15 protein-coding genes are annotated in these 19,642 nt (G+C 60.6%); 8 read left to right on the forward strand and 7 right to left on the reverse strand.

Annotation, left to right across the window (positions count from 1 at the left end; genetic code table 11):
• The first annotated feature begins 54 nt into the window (after positions 1–54).
• Entirely contained in the window at positions 55–1,494 is a 1,440-nt protein-coding gene (locus tag AACT07_RS06315; protein ID WP_069526950.1) for a RimK family protein, read from the forward strand.
• Between the two features lie 83 nt (positions 1,495–1,577).
• Here the strand turns inward: AACT07_RS06315 and AACT07_RS06320 are convergent, their stop codons facing one another.
• Together AACT07_RS06320 and AACT07_RS06325 are read right to left on the reverse strand one after the other, a co-directional pair.
• Complete coding sequence (locus AACT07_RS06320; protein ID WP_069526951.1) at positions 1,578–3,206, reverse strand: alpha-amylase family glycosyl hydrolase; 1,629 nt, start codon at positions 3,204–3,206, stop codon at positions 1,578–1,580.
• Positions 3,207–3,315: 109 nt separating this feature from the next.
• Positions 3,316–5,283: a TonB-dependent copper receptor gene (locus AACT07_RS06325; protein WP_069526952.1), complete on the reverse strand. Its 1,968-nt coding sequence runs from the start codon at positions 5,281–5,283 to the stop codon at positions 3,316–3,318.
• Between AACT07_RS06325 and AACT07_RS06330 the strand changes: the two genes are divergently transcribed.
• Positions 5,272–5,532 (forward strand): hypothetical protein, encoded by a 261-nt coding sequence (locus AACT07_RS06330; RefSeq protein WP_139123754.1) that lies wholly within the window; start codon positions 5,272–5,274, stop codon positions 5,530–5,532. The two genes, AACT07_RS06325 and AACT07_RS06330, sit on opposite strands and share 12 nt — an antisense overlap.
• Here AACT07_RS06330 and AACT07_RS06335 read toward each other — a convergent pair.
• Positions 5,529–5,786, reverse strand: coding sequence for a DUF2442 domain-containing protein (locus AACT07_RS06335; RefSeq protein WP_005335997.1), 258 nt, complete (start codon positions 5,784–5,786; stop codon positions 5,529–5,531). The genes AACT07_RS06330 and AACT07_RS06335 overlap by 4 nt on opposite strands.
• Positions 5,787–6,045: 259 nt before the next feature.
• Between AACT07_RS06335 and AACT07_RS06340 the strand changes: the two genes are divergently transcribed.
• Positions 6,046–8,010: an LTA synthase family protein gene (locus tag AACT07_RS06340; protein WP_069526953.1), complete on the forward strand. Its 1,965-nt coding sequence runs from the start codon at positions 6,046–6,048 to the stop codon at positions 8,008–8,010.
• A gap of 91 nt (positions 8,011–8,101) precedes the next feature.
• On the opposite strand, the gene AACT07_RS06345 is transcribed toward AACT07_RS06340, so the two are convergent.
• Entirely contained in the window at positions 8,102–8,572 is a 471-nt protein-coding gene (locus AACT07_RS06345) for an Lrp/AsnC family transcriptional regulator (protein ID WP_005336001.1), read from the reverse strand.
• 143 nt (positions 8,573–8,715) lie between these two features.
• Here AACT07_RS06345 and AACT07_RS06350 point away from each other — a divergent pair, with 143 nt between their 5' ends.
• Positions 8,716–9,234: a cyclin-dependent kinase inhibitor 3 family protein gene (locus AACT07_RS06350; RefSeq protein ID WP_069526954.1), complete on the forward strand. Its 519-nt coding sequence runs from the start codon at positions 8,716–8,718 to the stop codon at positions 9,232–9,234.
• Here the strand turns inward: AACT07_RS06350 and metA are convergent, their stop codons facing one another.
• Complete coding sequence (metA, locus tag AACT07_RS06355; RefSeq protein WP_069526955.1) at positions 9,235–10,182, reverse strand: homoserine O-acetyltransferase MetA; 948 nt, start codon at positions 10,180–10,182, stop codon at positions 9,235–9,237. It lies immediately after the preceding gene.
• A gap of 144 nt (positions 10,183–10,326) precedes the next feature.
• Here metA and AACT07_RS06360 point away from each other — a divergent pair, with 144 nt between their 5' ends.
• The 4 genes from AACT07_RS06360 to yidA all read left to right on the forward strand — a co-directional run bounded on the left by AACT07_RS06360 (position 10,327) and on the right by yidA (position 15,614).
• Positions 10,327–11,565: an HD-GYP domain-containing protein gene (locus AACT07_RS06360; protein WP_042081904.1), complete on the forward strand. Its 1,239-nt coding sequence runs from the start codon at positions 10,327–10,329 to the stop codon at positions 11,563–11,565.
• A 53-nt stretch (positions 11,566–11,618) separates the two neighbouring features.
• The gene (locus AACT07_RS06365) at positions 11,619–12,767 is read left to right on the forward strand and encodes a CinA family nicotinamide mononucleotide deamidase-related protein (RefSeq protein ID WP_069526956.1); all 1,149 of its coding nucleotides are present in this window, start codon (positions 11,619–11,621) and stop codon (positions 12,765–12,767) included.
• Positions 12,768–13,022: 255 nt separating this feature from the next.
• Complete coding sequence (locus AACT07_RS06370) at positions 13,023–14,690, forward strand: DUF342 domain-containing protein (protein WP_021231653.1); 1,668 nt, start codon at positions 13,023–13,025, stop codon at positions 14,688–14,690.
• Positions 14,691–14,804: 114 nt separating this feature from the next.
• Positions 14,805–15,614, forward strand: coding sequence for a sugar-phosphatase (gene yidA, locus AACT07_RS06375; protein ID WP_069526957.1), 810 nt, complete (start codon positions 14,805–14,807; stop codon positions 15,612–15,614).
• Between the two features lie 109 nt (positions 15,615–15,723).
• Here the strand turns inward: yidA and AACT07_RS06380 are convergent, their stop codons facing one another.
• Together AACT07_RS06380 and tmaR are read right to left on the reverse strand one after the other, a co-directional pair.
• Complete coding sequence (locus AACT07_RS06380; protein ID WP_069526958.1) at positions 15,724–18,807, reverse strand: transglycosylase domain-containing protein; 3,084 nt, start codon at positions 18,805–18,807, stop codon at positions 15,724–15,726.
• A 208-nt stretch (positions 18,808–19,015) separates the two neighbouring features.
• On the reverse strand, positions 19,016–19,333 hold the full coding sequence (tmaR, locus tag AACT07_RS06385) for a PTS system regulator TmaR (RefSeq protein ID WP_005336024.1): 318 nt from the start codon (positions 19,331–19,333) through the stop codon (positions 19,016–19,018).
• Between the last annotated feature and the right edge of the window lie 309 nt (positions 19,334–19,642).

Consider the following 19,642-nt stretch of genomic DNA (forward strand, 5'->3'; position numbering starts at 1 on the left):
AAGCCCACTGGGGATCCTGCCTGTTCAGGCAGTCTGATCTGTGGAGCCGAAAATATGAGTACCTATGTCATCGTCGAAGAGCTGGGCGACTGGCCTTGCCATGCCGATTATCTGCTGACCGCCCGCACCTATCTGCAACATGGCGTGCCGACCACCGGCGGCCGACCCCGCATCATCAACCTCTGCCGCAATCTGGAACACCTGAGCGCAGGATACTACTGCTCGCTGCTGGCCCAGGCCCGCGGCCACCACTGCCTGCCGGGTCTGCAAGCCATCAGCCGACTGCAACCCCAGCAGCCACCGGCCAAGCTGTGGCGCAAGGCGCAGGGATGGCTGGCCCAGCAGAGCGAGGATCGGATTCGAGTGCGCGCCATCTTCGGCCAGTGTGAACAGAGCGAGCTGGCGGGGCTGGCCCGCTACTACTATGGCCTGAGCCAACTGCCGCTGCAGGAACTAACCCTCAAGCGCGGCCGCCACGGCTGGTCGGTGCGCCAGCAGCAGAGCCTGTCGCCGCTGGAGCTGAGCCCAAGCGAGAAAGAGTTAATGCTGCACCACGCTCAGGCGCTGGTGGGGACCGGTGATGAGGAGCAGGCGGCGCCGCTCTACCAGCTCGCCATTCTGGTCGACCCCGATGATGGCCGTGCCAGCAGTGACGGGCTGGCGCTGGAACGCTTTATCCGGGCTGCCGCCGCGCAAGGGATCCGGGCCGAGATCCTGCCACCGTCGGCCATCGAGCGGCTGCCGGAGTTCGACACCCTCTGGCTGCGTGCCGAAACCGCGGTCGGCCACTACACCTTCGAATTTGCCCATCGCGCCGAGCAACTGAAGATGCCGGTGATCGACAGCTCCCGCGCCATCCTCGCCTGCAGCAACAAGCTCTACCTCTACGAGCTGATGGTGCGCAGCGGCGTGCCCATGCCGCCCACCATGGTGGTCACCCGCCGCGGCCGCCACCATGTGGATGAGCTGGTACAGCGGCTTGGCCTGCCGCTGATGGTGAAGGTGCCCGACGGGGCACAGGGGCGCGATCTCGCATTGGCCAGCGACGAGCAGCAGCTGGCCCGGCTGCTGGACGAGGGGCTGGGCCGCTCCGCCCTGCTGCTGGTGCAGAGCCGGATCCCCGCCGAGTTTGACTGGCGCATCGGCTTTCTCGATGGCTCGCCGCTGTTTGCCTGCCGCCGCTATCGGCCCGAACCCGGCAACCGCATTCGCCGGCGCAAGCACCCCCTCGACATGAGCCGCATCGAGGCGCTGCCACTCAACGAGGTGCCGGAGCGGGTGCTGCAGACCGCCCGCCGCGCCGTGCATCAACTCGGTAATGGCCTCTACGGGCTCGACTTGCGCCAGCAGGGGCGCGACTGCGTGCTGCTGGAGATCGTCGACAACCCCTGGATCCGCGGCGATATCGAAGACAAGGAGGCGCAGGATCTCTACGAGCGACTGGCCCGCGCCTTCCGCCAGCGGCTGGAAAACCGGGGCCAGACCACCGCATAACCGGTCCTGACCTTGTCGCCCCCAATGACAGAGAAGGCCCCGCGAAGGGGCCCTCTCTCATATCAAAGCGTGCTGCGGCTGTCTTATTGCAGACGCAGGAAACGCCCGCTCAAGGGCGGTATCTCCACCGTTACGCTGCTGCCGCCGATGGCCAGACTCTCGCCGCTTTGCAGATCCACCAGCGCGCTGCCGCTGCGCAGCTTGCCTGTAGGCAGGTTGTAGCTGAGCGCCGTGGTGGAGAGGTTGAGCAGGTAGACTATCTGCTCCCCCGCCGTCTGCTTGATGTCACCATAGAGGCTGCCATCGGCCACCAGCTTGACTCGCTCTCCCTGATAGAGGGCGGGGTGGGCAGCACGCATCGCCAGCAACTGGGCGAGCCACTCTTTCAGCTCGGCCTGTTCGCTACCCGGCACAAAGCCGGTGACAGCGGGCACCTTGCCATCGCTGCGGGCCACATGGTCGTCGCACAAGCCCTGCGCTGCGCAGTCACCGCTGACTTTGGCAGCAAAGCCAGGCACCTCGTCGCCAAACTCCTCGCCATAGTAGAAGGTGATGGGGCCGGAGCGGGCCGCCATAAAGCTGAAGGCTGCCTTGTGGCGCTGCCAGTACTCGGTCGACTTGAAGTTGCCGCGCTCCAGCAGATCACCAAAACGCACCAGATCGTGGTTGCCCAGCATCAGGTTCGGCATGGCATGATTCGGGTAGTTCTCCACCTTGTTCCAGCTGGCATCAAGCACGCTGGCCCCCTGGCCGCCCTTGCCGGACTCCTCCACCGCCAGTGCCTGCAGGATGCCGTAACGCAACGGGAAGTCAAAGGCCGAGGAGAGCGCCGGATTGTCGCTGCTGCCATAAGCCTGGGCGCGAATATCGTCAGCCCCCTTCCACACCTCGCCCACCATGTAGCCAAGGGTGCCCCACTGCTGACCGGCGGCCTTGCGCGCTGCGCTGGCCTGCTCCACCTCGCTGCGAATTGCACGCCAATCATCCAGCCCAAGCTGATAGGCCTGATCGAGACGCCAACCGTCGATGCCGTATTGCTCGACCCAGTAGCGGGCTACCTCCTTGAAGTAGGCGAGGCTCTCCGGCTTGCTGTAATCCACCAGCTGGCCGGGATAACCCGCACCGCCGCTGGTGAGGGCTGGCAGACGCCCCTCTGGCGAGGGCTTGCTCACCCCCACCTTGTTGACGTGGCCAAACACCCCGTCGAGGAAGACATAGAGGCCGCGCTGATGCGCTGCATCCACCAGCTGTTTGAGCTTGGCATTGCTGCCAAAGTTGGGATCAACGGTAAAAAAGTCGCAGGCGAAGTAGCCGGTGGCATCGAGCTTGTTATCGCCGCCTTGCCCCGCGCAGGAGTCGAACACCGGGGTGAGCCAGATAGCGTTGACGTTGAGACTTTTGATGTGGTCGAGACTGTCGATGATCCCCTGCAGATCGCCGTTGTGTTGGGAGGGGCCATAGCCGACGCCGTAGTTGGCACTGCCGTCACCATCGGCAAACGACTCCACCATTACCTGATAGATGCGCAGGTTGCAGGCAAGTTGATCGTCGCCATAGCAAGCACGACTGGCCGTGGCGACCGGAGGGTGGGTGACCGGCGGATTGACGACGGGGGGAGAACTCTCCCCACCTGAACTACCGCTGCCGCCGCAAGCCGCAAGTAACAGGGCGGCCCCGAGCAGGCCGCCATAGCGTAACGTTCCCTGTTTCATTGTTATGTTCCCGCTGTGAGAGCAGGCGTCTGATACGCCTGTTTTTCACCATGATAGCGATGCTCACACAGCGGTGTCTGTGACTGAAAACGTTATCTGACTCAACTGGTTAGAGCACCCCTGCCGAGGCAAAACGGTAGTTGACCGAGAGCCAGTACGAGCGACCCGGCTCGGGGATGCGGCCGCTCTGCTCATAGCCCAACCCCGCCTGACTGGCGTGTACTGACTTGGAGAGGTGCTCGTAGTAGAAGATGTCGAACAGGTTGTCTACCCCGGCCGAGAGCTGCCACCCCTTGGCAAACTGCCAGGCGCCGCTCAGGTTCATGGTGAAGAAGCCCGGGGTCTCGCCCTGATCCTGGCCGGCGACCGTGCCGGAACCCACATCCACCCGATCCTGCGCCGCCACGGCGCGCCCCAGCAGGGTAAAGCTCAGCGCCTCGTCCGGCTGCCAGCCCAACGCCAGCTTGCCATCAAGCGGCGGCATCTGGGCCAGCGGCTTGTTGTCGCTCTGGTTTTCTCCGTAGACCACCGCCAGACCGCCGTCGAGGCGCCACTGCTCGGCAAACTGCCAGCGCCCCTCCAGCTCGCCACCCCGGGTCTGGGCATCGATATTGCGCACCTTGTTCGACTTGCTGTTGTAGAGCAGGTAGTCCTTGATATCGGCGCTAAAGAGGGAGAGGGTCAGGTCCAGCTCGCGGCTGCGCAGAGCCAACCCCGCATCCCACTGGCGGCTACGCTCCGGGTTGAGAGTGAACGGGGTACTGTCCTTGCTGCGCTCCCAGTAGTCCGGCGCCCGCTCTGCCTGTCCCCACGCCAGATAACTGGACCAGCGGGGCGACCACTGGTACTCATAGCGACCGAAACCGCTGTCGAGGTGTTCGGTCTCACTGTAGAGAGTCTGATCCCCCGCACCATAGCGAGTTGTCTCGACCCTATCCTGACGATAACCGCCCTTGTAGCTGTGAGCCCCCTGCTGACGACCCAGTTCGGCGAAGCCGCCCTGCTGCTCGAAACGCAGGGTGCGCTGGCGATCCTTGGTGGCATAGTCGACCCCACTCCGACTGCGGTGCTTATCCCGGTTGCTGTCGAGCCCGGCGGTCAGCAGCCAGTCTGCTGGCAAGGCGATGTCGTTGGCCCAGCGACCGCCGGTGTTGCGGCGATCCGGGTTGGAGAGCATCTTCATGCCGCTGTTTTGCCGCAGGCTGAAGTTGTCCATGATGTGGTCTATGTAGTTGTCCCACAGGGTCAGCTCGCTGCGCTGCCAGTGAGTGGTAATCTGCTCCTGCTTGAGCTTCAGCCCGAAGGATTCGCGATCAAACATGGGGCCATCCATGGTGCGGTCCGCATAGGCGGCGCGGGCGTTGCTGCGCTCGGCGGTGAGTTCCAGCCAGGTGTGCTCCCCCGGCGTCCAGCCCAACTGGGCGGTGCCGTTCTCGCGGCGATAGAAAGATCGCACCTTGTTACCGTGACCATCGCGGTAATCGTCGCTGTCGGAGTGGGTGAACTGACCGCGCAGATAACCGTCGGTCGAACCCGCCGTCATATCCACCATCTGGTCATCGCGGCCAAAACTGCCATAGAGGGCCGAGGCATCGGCCTTGAGGCCCGGTGCGGTGAACTCCGGCCTGTCTCGCTCGAACAGCACGGTTCCCGCCAGAGTGGCCCCCTGCTCGAGGGATTGCGGCCCCTTCAGCACCCGGATCCGGTCAAAGGATTGGGGAAACACATAGGCGGTAGGCGGGTCCATCCGGCCGCCACACCCACCGGCCAGCATGCCGCCATCCATCTGCACGTTGAGGCGGGACATCCCCATCCCCCGCAGTACAGGGTCGCCACCGAGCCCCCCTTTGCGCACCATGCTCATGCCGGTGACATTCTTCAGATAACCGGCGCCGTCGGCTGCAGGCATGGGGGAACCGGGCTTCTTGGGATCCAGCGTCACCTCCAGGGTGCTGGCAGGGCGGGTTGCCACCACCACCATGGGATCCAGCTGTTGCACCTGTTCCTGACCGACCGCGCCGTGACAGGCGAGCCCGCCCACCAGCAGGGCAAGGGGTGTGCGCATATGACAAGCCATACATTTTCCTTATGTATTTGTTTGTTTTGTTATTTTCATTCAACCAACCAAACCTTTCAGCAAGGGAAAGGTTTGCCATCAGGCCGCAAAAAAGGCCTGCGGCGCGAAAGCGGCAAGCCTCTGTCAGATGAAGCGAAGGCAAGTTGGCAAAATGTTGCGCAGGTTTTACCCAAGTTGGCTCAGAAAGGCAAACGGGCAAACATTCCAGCAACAGGAATCTGGCGTTGGCTCACAAAAAATGGGGATTAGCTGAAGGCTTCCCGCTCATCGATGGGCGAGATGAGGTGATAGACCTCATGAGCGGATAGCGTGCAGCCAACAGGCCACTCCAGCTGGTGGTGACGGTTGATGAAGACCCGGGCGCAGTGACGCTCGCTCTCCAGCTTTGCAAACAGCGGCTGGGTTCGCCAGGGGGTCAGATCCAGCACACCCGTGGTGCCATCTGATAACACCAGAAACAGGCGCCATCCCCGCACATACTCGACATCGATAAAGACCGGCATCCCTTCGGCTCCGATTGAGATAATTCGCGGCAATTATAAACACCAGCTCCCCATCCATACACGCTGTGGCTCACATTTTACCCAGCAGATTATGCTGTGCTCATTAGTGGCGTGACATCACATTTTTAGATGACAAATGTGTTAATGCCGACTTTTAACAAACTTGAATGCAACCTTAACCAATTCGATCTGTCATAACCTCACAACAACTAAAAAAACGTCTGTGGACAGACGTTTAGAGTCTCATTCAGGAACAAACATGACAGATCTAAAACAGCGACTCGGCCCGTTCTGGCCCTTCGCCGTCTTCTGCGCGCTCGCGCTTTTCTCCCTCTCTTTCAGCCGAATCGCCCTCGGTATATGGCAACTGGAACGGGTGGATGCCGTGGCCGGTTGGCAGGAGATGCTGCTGCAAGGGATCCGGGTCGACTTTGCGACCCTCTGCTGGGTCTGGGGTGTCCCCGCCATGCTCACTCTGCTGCTGGCAGGCCCCCATGCCATCGGCCGAGGCTGGCTGCAACTGATGCGCGTCTGGCTGACCGTCGGACTCTGGCTGATGCTGTTCCTCGAGATCTCGACCCCCTCGTTTGTCACCGAGTATGGCGTGCGTCCCAACCGTCTCTATGTGGAGTACCTCATCTATCCGAAAGAGGTGTTCGCCATGCTGTGGGCGGGGCGCAAAGCCGAGCTGCTGCTGGCGTTACTCTTCAGTGGCGCCGTGCTGACCGGCGGTTGGTGGCTGAGCAGCCGTCTGGTACGTGGTCTCAGCTTCCCCCGCTGGTATCTGCGTCCGGCCTTCGCCCTGCTCATTCTGGCCATAGGTTTTCTCGGTGCCCGCTCCAGTCTCGGCCACCGCGCCCTGAACCCGGCCATGGTCGCCTTTGCCGAGGATCCGCTGGTCAACTCGCTCACAGTCAACTCCGCCTACTCCCTTTTCTTTGCCATCAAACAGATGGGCGCCGAGGAGGATGCCGGCCAGTTTTACGGCGAGATGACCCCTCAGAAGGTGCTCGAGGTCATGCGCAAGGAGAGTGGCCGTCCGGCCAGTGATTTCAACTCAGATCTGCTGCCCAGCCAGACCTTCAACCAGGCGAGCTTCCAGGGTAAACCGAAGAATCTGGTGATCCTGCTGCAGGAGAGCCTGGGCGCCCAGTTTGTCGGCTCCCTCGGCGGCCTGCCGCTTACCCCCAACATCGACGCCCTGTCGCAGCAGGGCTGGGCCTTCGAGCAGCTCTACGCCACCGGCACCCGCTCGGTGCGCGGTATCGAGGCAGTACTGACCGGCTTCACGCCGACCCCGGCACAGGCGGTGGTCAAATTAGGCAAGAGCCAGACCAACTTCTTTACCATCGCGGATCTGCTCAAACAGCGGGGTTACGACACCAGCTTTATTTATGGCGGCGAGAGTCACTTCGACAACATGCGCAGCTTCTTCCTCGGCAACGGCTTCACCACCATCGTCGAACAGAAGGATTTCGACAATCCGGCGTTCAAAGGCTCCTGGGGCGCCTCCGATGAGGATCTGATGGCCAAGGCCGACGAGACCTTCAAAGCGCTGCACAAGGAGGGTAAACCCTTCTTCAGTCTGGTGTTCAGCTCCAGCAACCACGATCCGTTCGAATTCCCGGACAACCGCATCGAACTCTTCGAGCAACCCAAACAGACCCGCAACAACGCGGCCAAGTATGCGGATTACGCCATCGGCGAGTTCTTCAAGAGGGCGAAACAGTCCGAATACTGGAAGGATACCCTGTTCCTGGTCATCGCCGACCACGACAGCCGGGTCAGTGGCGCCAGTTTGGTACCCATCCCCCGCTTCCATATTCCGGGGGTTATCGTGGGCGACGGCATTGCGCCGAGGAAGGATCCGCGCATCGTCAGCCAGATTGACATGGCGCCGACCCTGCTCTCACTGATGGGGATCAGTGCCGACTACCCCATGCTCGGCAAGGATCTGACCCGCATGCCCGCCGACTGGCCGGGGCGCGCCATCATGCAGTACGACAAGAACTTCGCCCTGATGCGCGGCAAAGATGTGGTGATCCTGCAACCAGAGCGCGCGGCAGAGGGCTATGTCTACGACTATGCCAGCGAGAAGCTGACTCTGGCGGCGCAGCCGGACGCCTTGAAGGAGGATGCCCTTGGTCTTGCCCTGTGGGGCAGCATGGCCTATCAGAAGAGTCTCTATCAGACGGCCAAGGATGAACGCACCGCCGCCAATTGAGCCACCCGAGCTGATTCAGCCGATAGCAGAATGGAAAAAACCGCCAGCTGGCGGTTTTTTCCATCTATTCATACTGTCGGCGCACTGGCCGTTATGGCTGGGGAAAGCAGGGCAGGGAGCGGCTGAACTTGTGCTCGAACACCAGCGAGGTTTCGAGGTGCACCACCTCCTCGCGGGAGGTGAAGTGATCGAAGACGAAGTTGCGCAGGTGCTCAGTATCAGAGACACAGAGATGCACCAGAAAATCATCCTTGCCCCCCATGTGGAACAGGCTGATCACTTCGGGCAGCGCCAGAATGGCATCGCGGAAGGCATCGATGATCTGGCGGCTGTGGCGGGCCAGCTGCAGGGAGACCATGGCCTGAATATGGCCACCGAGGGCCTGATAATCCACTTCGCAGTGCGCCCCCTTGAGCACGCCATCCTGCTGCAACTTGCGCACCCGCTCCAGACAGGTGGAGGGGGCAACGCCCACCAGCGCGGCCAGATCCTTGTTGGTCATGCCCGCATCCCGAAACAGATGGGCCAGGATATCCAAATCCAGTTGATCCAGGTTTCTCATCTTAACTCCTTGAACCGCTCAATTTTTTAGACTCTGCCCGTAAACCGGGGCAAACACAACGGCCATTGACATCCCCCCTGCCCCGCCTATCCTTGGCGCCATTCACCGGTCGCAGCCCTGCGGCCACCACGCGAGGATCCGCCATGCACCCGTATCACCCCTTCTGGAGCCTTGAGGTTCCCCGTGTCGACGGTCAGCTGCTGCTGACCCCCTGCCCCGGCACCCAGCAGGTGCCGCTGACCCTGGCGCTCGATCAACTGCGGTTGGCCGGTGCCCACGGGGTGGTGACCCTGATGACAAGCGCCGAGTTGATCCGGCTCGAACTGGCGCAGCTCGGCCAGCAGGTCGAACACGAAGGGATGCGCTGGTTCCATCTGCCCATCGAGGATGACCTGACCCCCGATGCCGACTTCGAGGCTGCCTGGCAACAGGCGCTGCCGCAGCTGCGCGAGCTGCTGGGAGATGGCAAACATCTAGTCATCCACTGCAAAGGGGGCAGCGGTCGTACCGGTCTGGTCGCTGCCGCGCTGCTGATGACCCTTGGCCAGCCACAGCAAGAGGCGATGGCCGCCATCAAGGCCCACAGACCCAAGGCGTTTACCCTGGCCTGCCACCGCCAATGGCTCGACCAGCTGGCCAAGCGGCTGGCGCAGGGCGACTGACTATTTGCCTCCCTGGTCGTAGGTAAAGACCTTGCCGATATCTTCCACCCGATAGCTGGTGAGCTGATAGACGTAGTAGTTGAGCCAGTTGGCAAACAGCAGATGACCATGGCTGCGCCAGCTGGCGCGCGGGGTCTTGCCCGGATCGTTATTCGGGTAGTAGTTGACCGGAATGGCCGGGTCGAGCCCGGCCGCCAGATCCCGCTGATACTCACCATCGAGGGTCAGGGCATCGTACTCCGGGTGCCCGGTGACAAACACCTGACGACAATCCTTGGTCGCCGCCAGATAGACTCCCGCCTCTTCTGACTCGGCAAAAATCTGCAAGTCGGTCTGGGCACGGATCAGATCGCCATCAAACGCCGCGTAACGGGAGTGCGGGGCGACGAACTCGTCATCGAAACCGCGCAGCAGCGGCTCATGCTCATCAAGACGATGGTGGCGGTAAACCCCGGAGAGCTTCTCGCCGTGGGTCTGTTTCTCCATGCCATACAAGGCTTTCAGCGCCGCCTGCACCGCCCAGCAGAGGAACAGGGTGGAGGTGACATGCTGATGGGACCACTCGATGATCTCGACGATGCGCGGCCAGTAGACCACCTCCTCGAACTCCACCAGCCCAAGCGGCGCCCCTGTGATGATCATGCCGTCGTAGTTGTTGCCACGCACCTGCTCGAAGTCGTGATAGAAGTTCTCCAGATGGGCCTGCGGCGTGTTCTTTGACTCCCTGTCATCGATGCGCAGCAGATCCACATCCACCTGCAGCGGCGAGTTGGAGAGCATCCGCATCAGCTGGATCTCGGTCTCAATCTTCTTTGGCATCAGGTTGAGGATGAGCACCCGCAGCGGGCGGATGTTCTGGGTGACGGCCCGGGATTCCGTCATCACGAAGATGTGCTCCTGCCCCAGCACTTCGGCGGCGGGTAACTGATCCGGGATCTTGATCGGCATGCTTACTCCCTGTACTGCATCAGTAAATATGTCTGGACATCCAGAAGCCTATAATAAAGCTCCTGCCCTGTCATCAGATACCTTTTGTATTCACCCCCGCCTTTGACTAGCATACGGCTCAGTGTGTCTCCTGCTTCCAAGATAATGACCGGTATCAAGATTTCCGTAGATCGACTGCAAGTCGGCAACTATGTATCCCTGCCACTGGGGTGGCGCGAACACCCGTTCCTGTTTTCCAGCTTCAAGATCAAAAGTGAAGAAGAGATCGAGCTGATCCGCCGTCTCGGCCTGAAACTGGTCACCATCATTCCTGACAAGAGCGACGTTCCGCCCAAGCCTCTCAATCAGGTACAGCCTCAGCAACAAGAGAGCGCAGACGCCGCCCAGCGCCAGGCCCAGATGCAGCAGGAGAAGGATCGCCGCATCGAGCAGTTGCAACTCTATCGCCGCAACCTGCAGCAGTGCGAGAAGCAGTTCCAGCAGTCGCTGGCGCAGGTGCGCAGCGTAATGAGCAAGATCCAGTCCCGCCCCCTCAATGCCATCGGCGAGGCGCAGGAACTGGTCAACGCCATGACCGAACAGCTGCTCTCGGTTGACGAGATGGTGCTGCATCTGGTCTCCGACAGCGAGGATGGCAACAACCTCTACTTCCACTCCCTCAATGTGAGCGTGCTCAGCATGCTGCTGGCCAAGGAGTGCTGCATGACGGCCGACGAGATCCGCCGGGTCGGCATGGGGGCGCTGTTCCACGATATCGGCAAGTTGAAGATCCCGAGCCAGATCCTGCGCAAGACCGAGCCGCTGACCAAGCCGGAGCAGAACCTGATGGCCCAGCACCCGCGCTACGGGCTGGATCTGCTCAATCTGGCCAAGGATTTCCCGGCCGAGGCGAAGGGGATCGTGCTCCATCACCATGAATATCTGGATGGCAGCGGGCCGGAAGGGCTCAAGGGTGGCCAGCTCGATCCGCTGACCCAGATGGTGTCGCTGATCAACGAGTACGATAACCTCTGCCACATGCAGGCCAAGGTGCCCTACTCGGCCCTGAGCGGCCTCTACAAGCAGCGCAAGGCGCAGTTCAATCCGGAGTACCTCAGCATGCTGATCCGGTTGATGGGGATCTACCCCCCCGGCAGCGTGGTGCAACTCTCCAACGGTCAGGTGGGGCTGGTGATGTCGGTCAACGCTTCCCGCCTGCTCTACCCCTCGGTACTGGTCTACGATCCGCGCATTCCCCGTCAGGAAGCCGCCATCATCGACCTGCAGCAAGCCGAACTGTCGATCGCCAAGGTGATCCACCCCAAACGACTGCCGCCCGCCGTGTTCGAGTACCTCAATCCGCGTACCCGGATCAGCTACTACTTCGAGCACAACAAAGCCTGATTGTGTTGGCCCGAGGCCAACCATTGCCACCCGTTTAATCCAAGGAGCCTGCCATGCGTATCGAGATCATCAGTACCGGAGACGAAATAGTGACGGGTCTGGTGGTGGATACCAACGCGGCCTGGCTCAGCGCTCTGCTGCTGGAACAGGGGTGGCAGGTGCGCCGTCGCCTGACGGTGGGGGACAACCTCGCCGACCTGAAAAGCGTGCTGCAAGAGAGCGCCAGCCGCGCCGAGGTGGTGCTGGTGTGTGGCGGGCTCGGGCCCACTGCCGACGACCTCACTGCTCAGGCGGCAGCTGAAGCCTTTGAACAGCCGCTCACCCTCTTCCCCAACTGGCTTGCTACCATCACGGCCCGCTACGCCAGCCGTGGTCGCCCCATGGCACAAAGCAATGCCAAACAGGCCTGGTTGCCACAGGGGAGCGAAATCCTCGACAACCCGGTCGGCACTGCCTGCGGCTTTGTGGTGCGAAGTGGCCAGAGTCAGCTCTTCTTCACTCCGGGCGTGCCGTTCGAGTTCAAACAGATGGTGCGCGAGCAAATTCTGCCGCGCCTCAAACAGCTGGCCGGTGCGCAGATCGATACCGAGCTGCGTCGCTTTTACACCTTCGGTGTCTCGGAGTCGGCGCTCAGCGATATGCTGGATGCCGAACCCTGGCCAGCCAGCATCGAGCTGGGTTACCGCTCCTCCATGCCCCTTATCGAGCTGAAACTGATCGGCCACGGCGCCAGTACCGCTGACATGGAGAGTGCCGAGCACCGACTGCTGGATACGATCCGTCCCTGGCTGGTTGGCAGCGGGGATACGGAACCGGCGCAGCAGATCCTTGCGCTGCTGCAAGACAAACAGCTGACTCTGCTGGAGGGGGAGAGTGGAGGTGCGCTGCTGGCGCTTTGTCACGGCCATCCCCGGCTGGAAGCACGCTTCAGCGCGCAACTGGCCGATGAGCTGGCGCAACTGCCGACCGCCGATGCGGGCCTGCAACTGACCATAGGGCGCGAGGGCACTGAGGGTGTACCACTGCTGCTCAGCGCCGATGGCATGCACATCGGTCAGACGGTCAAGGTCAGCCACCCCGACCCGGAGAGCCGCCGCAAGATCCTCGCCTTTGCCGCCCTCGACATGCTGCGCCGCCATATGCTGGGTGAGCCGGTGCTCGGCGATTACCTCACCCTGGCCAGAACAGCCCAGCGCAGCTGATAAGAACCGCCATTCCACTGCCTGCGACCCTATGTCGCAGGCGCTGCGATCCGTCTTTTCACTCCGTTTCCAAACAGCGCCCACATTTATCTGGCCGCCATCACCGATTTGACTTCAATTCATTGACCATTCAGAGGAAATATCTGAATACTGCCCACTCTCAGGGTTGGCGACTCGCTTTATTAATCATTGAGAGATTAAATGACAGTAGAGGAACGAGCCGATCGTTCCGTTCTCATCCAGCAAGGAGATGCGGTGTTAAGCAAAGAGTGGTTGCTGCTATCAAGCGATATGGAACTGGTCTGCCTGCGGATTGCCGCCGGTCTCACCAAACCTGTCACGGAACAGGATGTGCAGGCTCTGCTGCTCGCTTCCAACTGTCGCCGCTATCAGCCGCTGCCCGAGGGGATCAAACAGGCTATCAGCCTGCTTAATACCCTGCTCACCAACCCTGCCGCCCCCGTTCCCGCCAACCCCATCCCTGTCGGCAAGCGTCAGGATGCCCGACTCGCCGTAATAGTGGAGAAGGATCGCATGAGCGCCATCGCCCAGATCACTGCCGACTGGGGTGGCAAGTATGTGACGCTGGAACAGCTGAAAGAGGCGATCGCCATCAGCGAAATCAAACAGGGGGTGAGTGAGCAACTGCTCACCGCTGCCATCCAGTCAGCCAAGGAGGCCGCCCCCGGCAGTCAGCTCAAGCTGGTGATTGCCAACGGCCAGCCTGCCGTCAATGGTCAGGACACTCGCTATGAGCGGCTGGTGGAGACTCCGGCCGAACGGATCCTCAAACCGCAGGAGCTGGGGCATGGCAAGGTCGATCTGCGGGATCTCGGCTCCATCGTCACCGTCAAGGCAGGCGCTCCGCTGATGCGCCGTCATCCGGCCACCGTCGGGGTGCCCGGTTTTACCGTGACAGGTCAGGATCTGCCCGCCAAGGATGGCAAAGACAGCCCAATGAGTGCTGGCGAGGGCACCTTTATCTCCCCCGACGATCCCGACCTGCTGATTGCCGGTCGGGCTGGCCTGCCCTGTCAGGAGAAAGCGGGCATGAAGGTGGACGAGGTGCTCAGCGTCAAACAGGTGGATGCCCGCCACGGCCACATTGATTTTGAAGGGGGCTTAATCGTCAGCGGCGACGTCAACCCGGGTATGAAGATCAGGGTCAGCGGTGACATCGTGATTGGCGGCTTTATCGAAGGGGGCTGGATCGAGGCTGGGGGCAGCATTACGGTACGCCACGGCATCATTGGCCGCCGCAACGAGCAGGGGGAATACCTTTGCCAGCTCAATGCGCAGGGGGAGATCCACGCCAGCTACGCCCAGTATGCCCAGCTGGAAGCGGGGGGAGATATCCAGATCCAGAGCCAGCTCAGCCACTGCTACTCCCGCAGCGGACAAGACATCAAGGTGGGCGATAGCAACATGCGCAAAGGCACACTGCTGGGGGGCACCAGCATTGCCAATCGCCTGATCATGGCCCCCAGCCTGGGGGCCGAGGCCGCCAACCATACCCGGCTGCAGATCCTTGGCGGCTACTTCACTCACAAAGAGCAGGAACACCAGCTCAAGCTGCGCCAGCAGGCGTGTCAGGCCCAGCTGGAGAAAATCAAGGAGCTGGTCATGAAGTTGCTGCAACTGCCCGGCGACAAGCGCAATCCGGATACCCTGCGCAAGCTCAAACCGATCCGGGACCATCAGCTGGCCGAACTGGCCCAGCTTGATGAGCAGCTCACCGCCAACCAGGAAGAGCTGCGAAACTTGATGGCTCAGATGGAGGTCATTGCCACCCAGCACCTCTACTCCGGCATCGAGGTCGAGATGGCCAGCTTCAAACGCAAGGTTACCATCACCCGAGGCCCTACCCGCCTGACCATCCATGATGAAACCCTGGAGATGACCCCTTACGAGGGACACAAATAGCTCAACCGGCACGGCCCCATCGCTGAACCGGTCGTGATCCCGCCGTCGATTTTCGCTACACTCGCCACTTCCTTGGCCCCACCGGGCGGGCCACCCAGACTCAGGTAGTTAGAGATGTACAAGCTGATCGCATTGGATATGGATGGCACCCTGCTCAACCCGCAGGGCCAGATTACTCCCCGCACCCACGCCGCCATCAGCGCCGCGCGCGCCAAAGGGGTCACCGTTGTGCTGGCCTCCGGCCGCCCGCTGGAAGGGATGAGCCGCTATCTGGAAGAGCTCGGCCTCACCACAGAGCATGACTACGTCATCTGCTACAACGGCGCCCTGGTGCAACAGGTGGCCGATCAGCGCATCATCCGCAGCCAGCTGCTGACCGGCAGTGACGCCAGCGCCGTCGCCAAACTGGCTGACGAGCTGGAGGTGAACGTCCACGGTTTCTCGGTCACACGTGGCCTCATCAGTCCCCGTGTCAGTACCTACACCGAGCACGAATCTCGCCTGATCGGCATGCCGATCAATCTGATCGACTTCGCCACCCTGCCTGCCGACGAGCAGATCATGAAGGTGATGATGATCGACGAGCCGCCCCAGCTCTCCCGCGCCATCGAGCGACTGCCTGCAGAACTCTATGAGCGCTATACCGTGGTACAGAGCGCCCCCTTCTTCCTCGAGTTCATGAACAAGCAGAGCAACAAGGGAACAGGCGTGGCCGCACTGGCCGAGCACCTGGGCCTGACCGCCGCTCAGGTGATCTGCGTCGGGGATGCTGGCAACGATCGCCACATGATCGAGTACGCTGGCCTCGGTGTGGCGATGGGCAATGCCACCGACGAGATCAAGGTTCTCGCCCAGCACACCACTGCCCGCAACGATGAAGATGGCGTGGCTCAGGTGATCGAGCAGTTCGTACTGAATGCCTGATCGCAATCGAGCACCGCTGCGCCCGATAAGGAAATAAAAACGGGGAGGCTGTCAGCCTCCCCGTTTTTGCTGGTTAGTTATCTGCGTGATGAGCGTTCATTCGCTCGCATCACTGGTTCGCCAGACACTGGGTATGGGAGCCCGGTTGCAGGTAAGGCGTCAGCAGGGGAGCCATCCCCTTGAGCACCTGCACCGGCAGCGCCGAGGTGAAGCGGAACTTGTCAGACTGGCTACCCGGTACATAGGCGGTCAGGGTACCGAAGTGATCCTCACCCAGATAGAAGACGAAGGTCGCGGTGCGGTTGCGCGCCAGCGAGCTGGTCACGTTGCCATAACGGCCCACTGTTTCAATCCGGTTATCCCCGGTCCCGGTCTTGCCCCCCATCTGCAGCACAGTGCCATCCGGCAGGGTAAAAGCACCGGCGATACGTCTTGCCGTGCCCCCTTCAACCACCTTGGAGAGCGCACTGCGCAGAGCTGCCGCCACCTCTGCCGGCATCACCCGGGTACCCTCGGTGTGCTGCGGTTCAAACTCGGTCTCGAAGGGCGTCCCCTTGGCGAACGAGAGGTGCTCGATACGCAAGGTTGGCGAGCGGATACCGTCATTCTGGATAATCCCCATCAGCTCGGCCAGTGCAGCCGGGCGATCGCCGGAGCTACCCAAGGCAGTCGCCAGCGAAGGCACCAGATGGTCGAACGGATACCCCAGCTTGGCCCAGCGCTGATGGATATCGAGGAAGGCTTCAACCTCCAGCATGGTGCGGATCCGGCTGTCACGAGCACTGCGATGGCGAGTCTTGAACAGCCAGCTGTAGACCTCCTGCCGCTCGTCACGACTGGCTGCCACCGCGTCGGCAAAGGTCGCCTTGTCGAACTCCTTGAGATAGGCCAGCAACCACAGCTCCAGCGGGTGAACCCGGGCGATGTAGCCCTGATCCGGCAGGGAATACTTGCCCGGACCATAGCTGACGTAGAGCTGATTAACCCGCTTGGCACTCAGCTTCTCCCGCGGCAACCGCTCCGCCAGGAAGGCAGCAAAAGCCGCTTCGCTGGCTTCCGGCATCAGGTAGCGGTGAACCGCCGCCAGACGTACCGCACTCGGTTTGAGACCGTCGAGGAAGGTATCGAGCTGCTCCTCGGGAGTCTTGCCGCGATATTTGCGCCAGAAGCGCAGCAGATAGGTCTGGCCCTCTTTGTCGGCAAATTTGGCCAGATACTCCTGACGGCGGGGATCCTTGTCATCCTTCAGCAACTGGGCACGGTTGCCCTCCTTGTAGAGGCTGTAGCGCACGATATCGCGCATCAGCCGCACAAAGGGCAAGTTAATCGACTCACGCAGAGAGTCACGCAACGTCGGAATACGATTGTTATCCTCGCGGCGGAAGTTGTTGAAGGTGTGCATGCCACCACCGGTAAAGAACCCTTCGTTGGGGCTGGCGGAGTATTTGCGATCCAGCGCGGCTTCCAGCATCACAGGCAGGCTCTTGTCCTGAGCCGTCATCAGATAGGAGATGGCCCAGCGGCTGAGGTTGTCCTGAGAAACGGCAGCCAGCTTGCGCAGATTCTCGACCGGCATCCCGGCATAGTTGTCGTGCAGCTCGGCCACGATCTCCAGATAGGTGGTCAGTACCCGTAACTTGGCGGTTGAGCCCAACTCCAGCTTGGAACCTTCGTTGATATCGAACGGCTGATCGGTGTTGTCAGTCTGCACCCGCACCTTGAACCCTTCCGGCGATTTCTCAAACAGGGTGAAGCTGTAGCGCACATCGCCGGTCTTCTCCGGCGAGAGCAGGCGCTCACCAAACAGTCCCACCTGAGCGGCAAACGTCGGGTCGGCCAGCTGTTGCAGATAACGGGAGATTTCGTTCTGCAACGGCATGTTGAGGCTGGTATCGGCGGTCAGATCCATCCGGTCGAGGTCATAGAGCTGCACCCCGAGCTGGCGGCTCAGGCGAGTACGGGCAACTTGCAACCCCTTGTTATTGTTCACCCGGGTGATAGCCGGGGACTGCAGGAAGTCACGGAACGTAATCTTGGCCTTGAGCGCCGCCTCCATCAGAGATGGCGTGATCATCCCCTCCTGCACAAACAGGCGCAGGTAGCTGTCGGTCAGGGTAGCCAATGCCTCTCGCCCTTGAGCCAGATAGTAAGAGGGACGGCGGTGCGCAATCATCAGCGAGACAACCTGACGCAGGGCAAGTCCCTGTTCGGCCAGCGGCGCATTCTGGTTGCGGGCGGGATCCAGCAGACGGTTCACGTCATCGACGTTGGCACCAAACCAGACCCAGAGACCATCTCCCAGACCATGCACTTCACCATATCCCGGAGCAGCCGAGAGCGGTACCGAGTTGAGGTAGGCCCAGGCGACCAGTTTGCGCGCTTCGAGGGTTTCCGGCCCGAGACGATAAGCCCGCACGCTGGCAGAGGCCATCTGACGGATCTTCTCGGTCGGCGACAGGGTCAGGCCATCCGGCGAGTGGCGGTACTTCTCCACCTGGGTCGCCAGGGTACTGCCACCGGCAGATTGATCCTGCATATCGAGCGCCTTGCCCACCTGAGATAGTGCCGCCTTGGCAAAACGGGGCCAATCGACCGCCGGGTTGGCCAACGGCTCTTCGTTGCTCAGCAGATCGCGGTTCTCGATAAACAGCAGCGACTGGATGACGAGCGGTGGAATGGAGTCAAAATCCGGATAGTGATGGGTCGGATACTTGAATTGATAGAAGGGCTCGGCGCGGCAATCGTGCAGCGTCAGGCCAGCCTGCACCTTCTCGGTATAGGGCACGAAGAAGCCACGACTGGCGTAGTCATAGAGTGCGTCGGAAAAATGCACCTGCTTGCTGACTTCATAGCCCCGTTGCAGCAGACGCTCCTGCATCATCGGCAGTTGCACATAGCCAAGCCGCTTATCGAACGGGCCATCCTCAGGGAAGGCGATCTGTTTGCTCTGGCCTGGCTCGACCTGATAGGTGAGCTTGGCAGCATAGCGGGAGATCTCCTGAGATTGCAGCTTCGAGGTTTTCATCTCATAGCCAACCAGAGCGATCACCGCCCCCAGGCACAATAAAAAGAGAAAACAGAACAGCCAACGCCACCAGGGACGACGCTTGCGCTTTGGGTTCCCGTCCGAGGTCTGGACAGATGAATCTTGAGATGCCACTTGTGTCAAATCCGTCTGTTCTGATGCGCCCATATCAGCCCCACCATGGTTGCGCAATTTATTGTGTTTCACTCAAGCTTAGTCTTTTCAAGTCAATGGCTTGAAACTATTGACCGCTTTGTGGTGATGGTAACAGGGCAATTCTAAAAAGGGGAGCCGATTGTTGCAGGAGTGGCAGAGATCCGAGCTGATAACAAAACACCGGCCAGTGGCCGGTGTCTCTTAAGCGAAAGCTGAACGCTTATTTGTGAGAGCTCATGCCCTTCAGCTTGGTGCTCAGCTCTTTACGCTCTTTGGAGAGCTCGGCGTTCTTGATGATGTGGTCATCCACGCGCTCTTCATAGTCGGCACGCATGTTGGCGATGATCGCCTGTACATCATCAATGCTCATGCCCGGCTTGATGTAGTCGCTCAGGTTGTCGAGCAGCAGCACGCGCTTCTGGTTGTCACGGATCTTCTTCTCGTTATCCGCAATTTCACGCTTGAGTTTGTTCTGGCGACGGGACATACGCACATATTCCAGTACATCGCTGAAGGTGGACTTGTTTACTTGTTCCATATCGATACCACTGACTTAAGGTTGATAAAACTGGCCAAGTTACACCTGGAACCCGGCAAACTCGGCGCGGGACAGGCAAACTCAAGATGCCCTTACTCTACCGAGTTATAAACGAGATACAACCCTAATCGCGCACTATGAACAGAGTTTGGCCAAAAGTAAACCAGTTAAAATGGCCAGTAATCGATCAGATAAGGGCTTGATATAGATAGAAAATGGTGGAGGTGACAGGGTTTTAGTTCTCTTCCTGCAGATAAATGCTAACACTGGCTGTTTAACACGCTAAAAACACAAAGCCCGGTCATGAAG

The sequence above is a fragment of the Aeromonas sp. ANP5 genome (genome assembly GCF_963870295.1).
Classification (GTDB): domain Bacteria; phylum Pseudomonadota; class Gammaproteobacteria; order Enterobacterales; family Aeromonadaceae; genus Aeromonas; species Aeromonas veronii.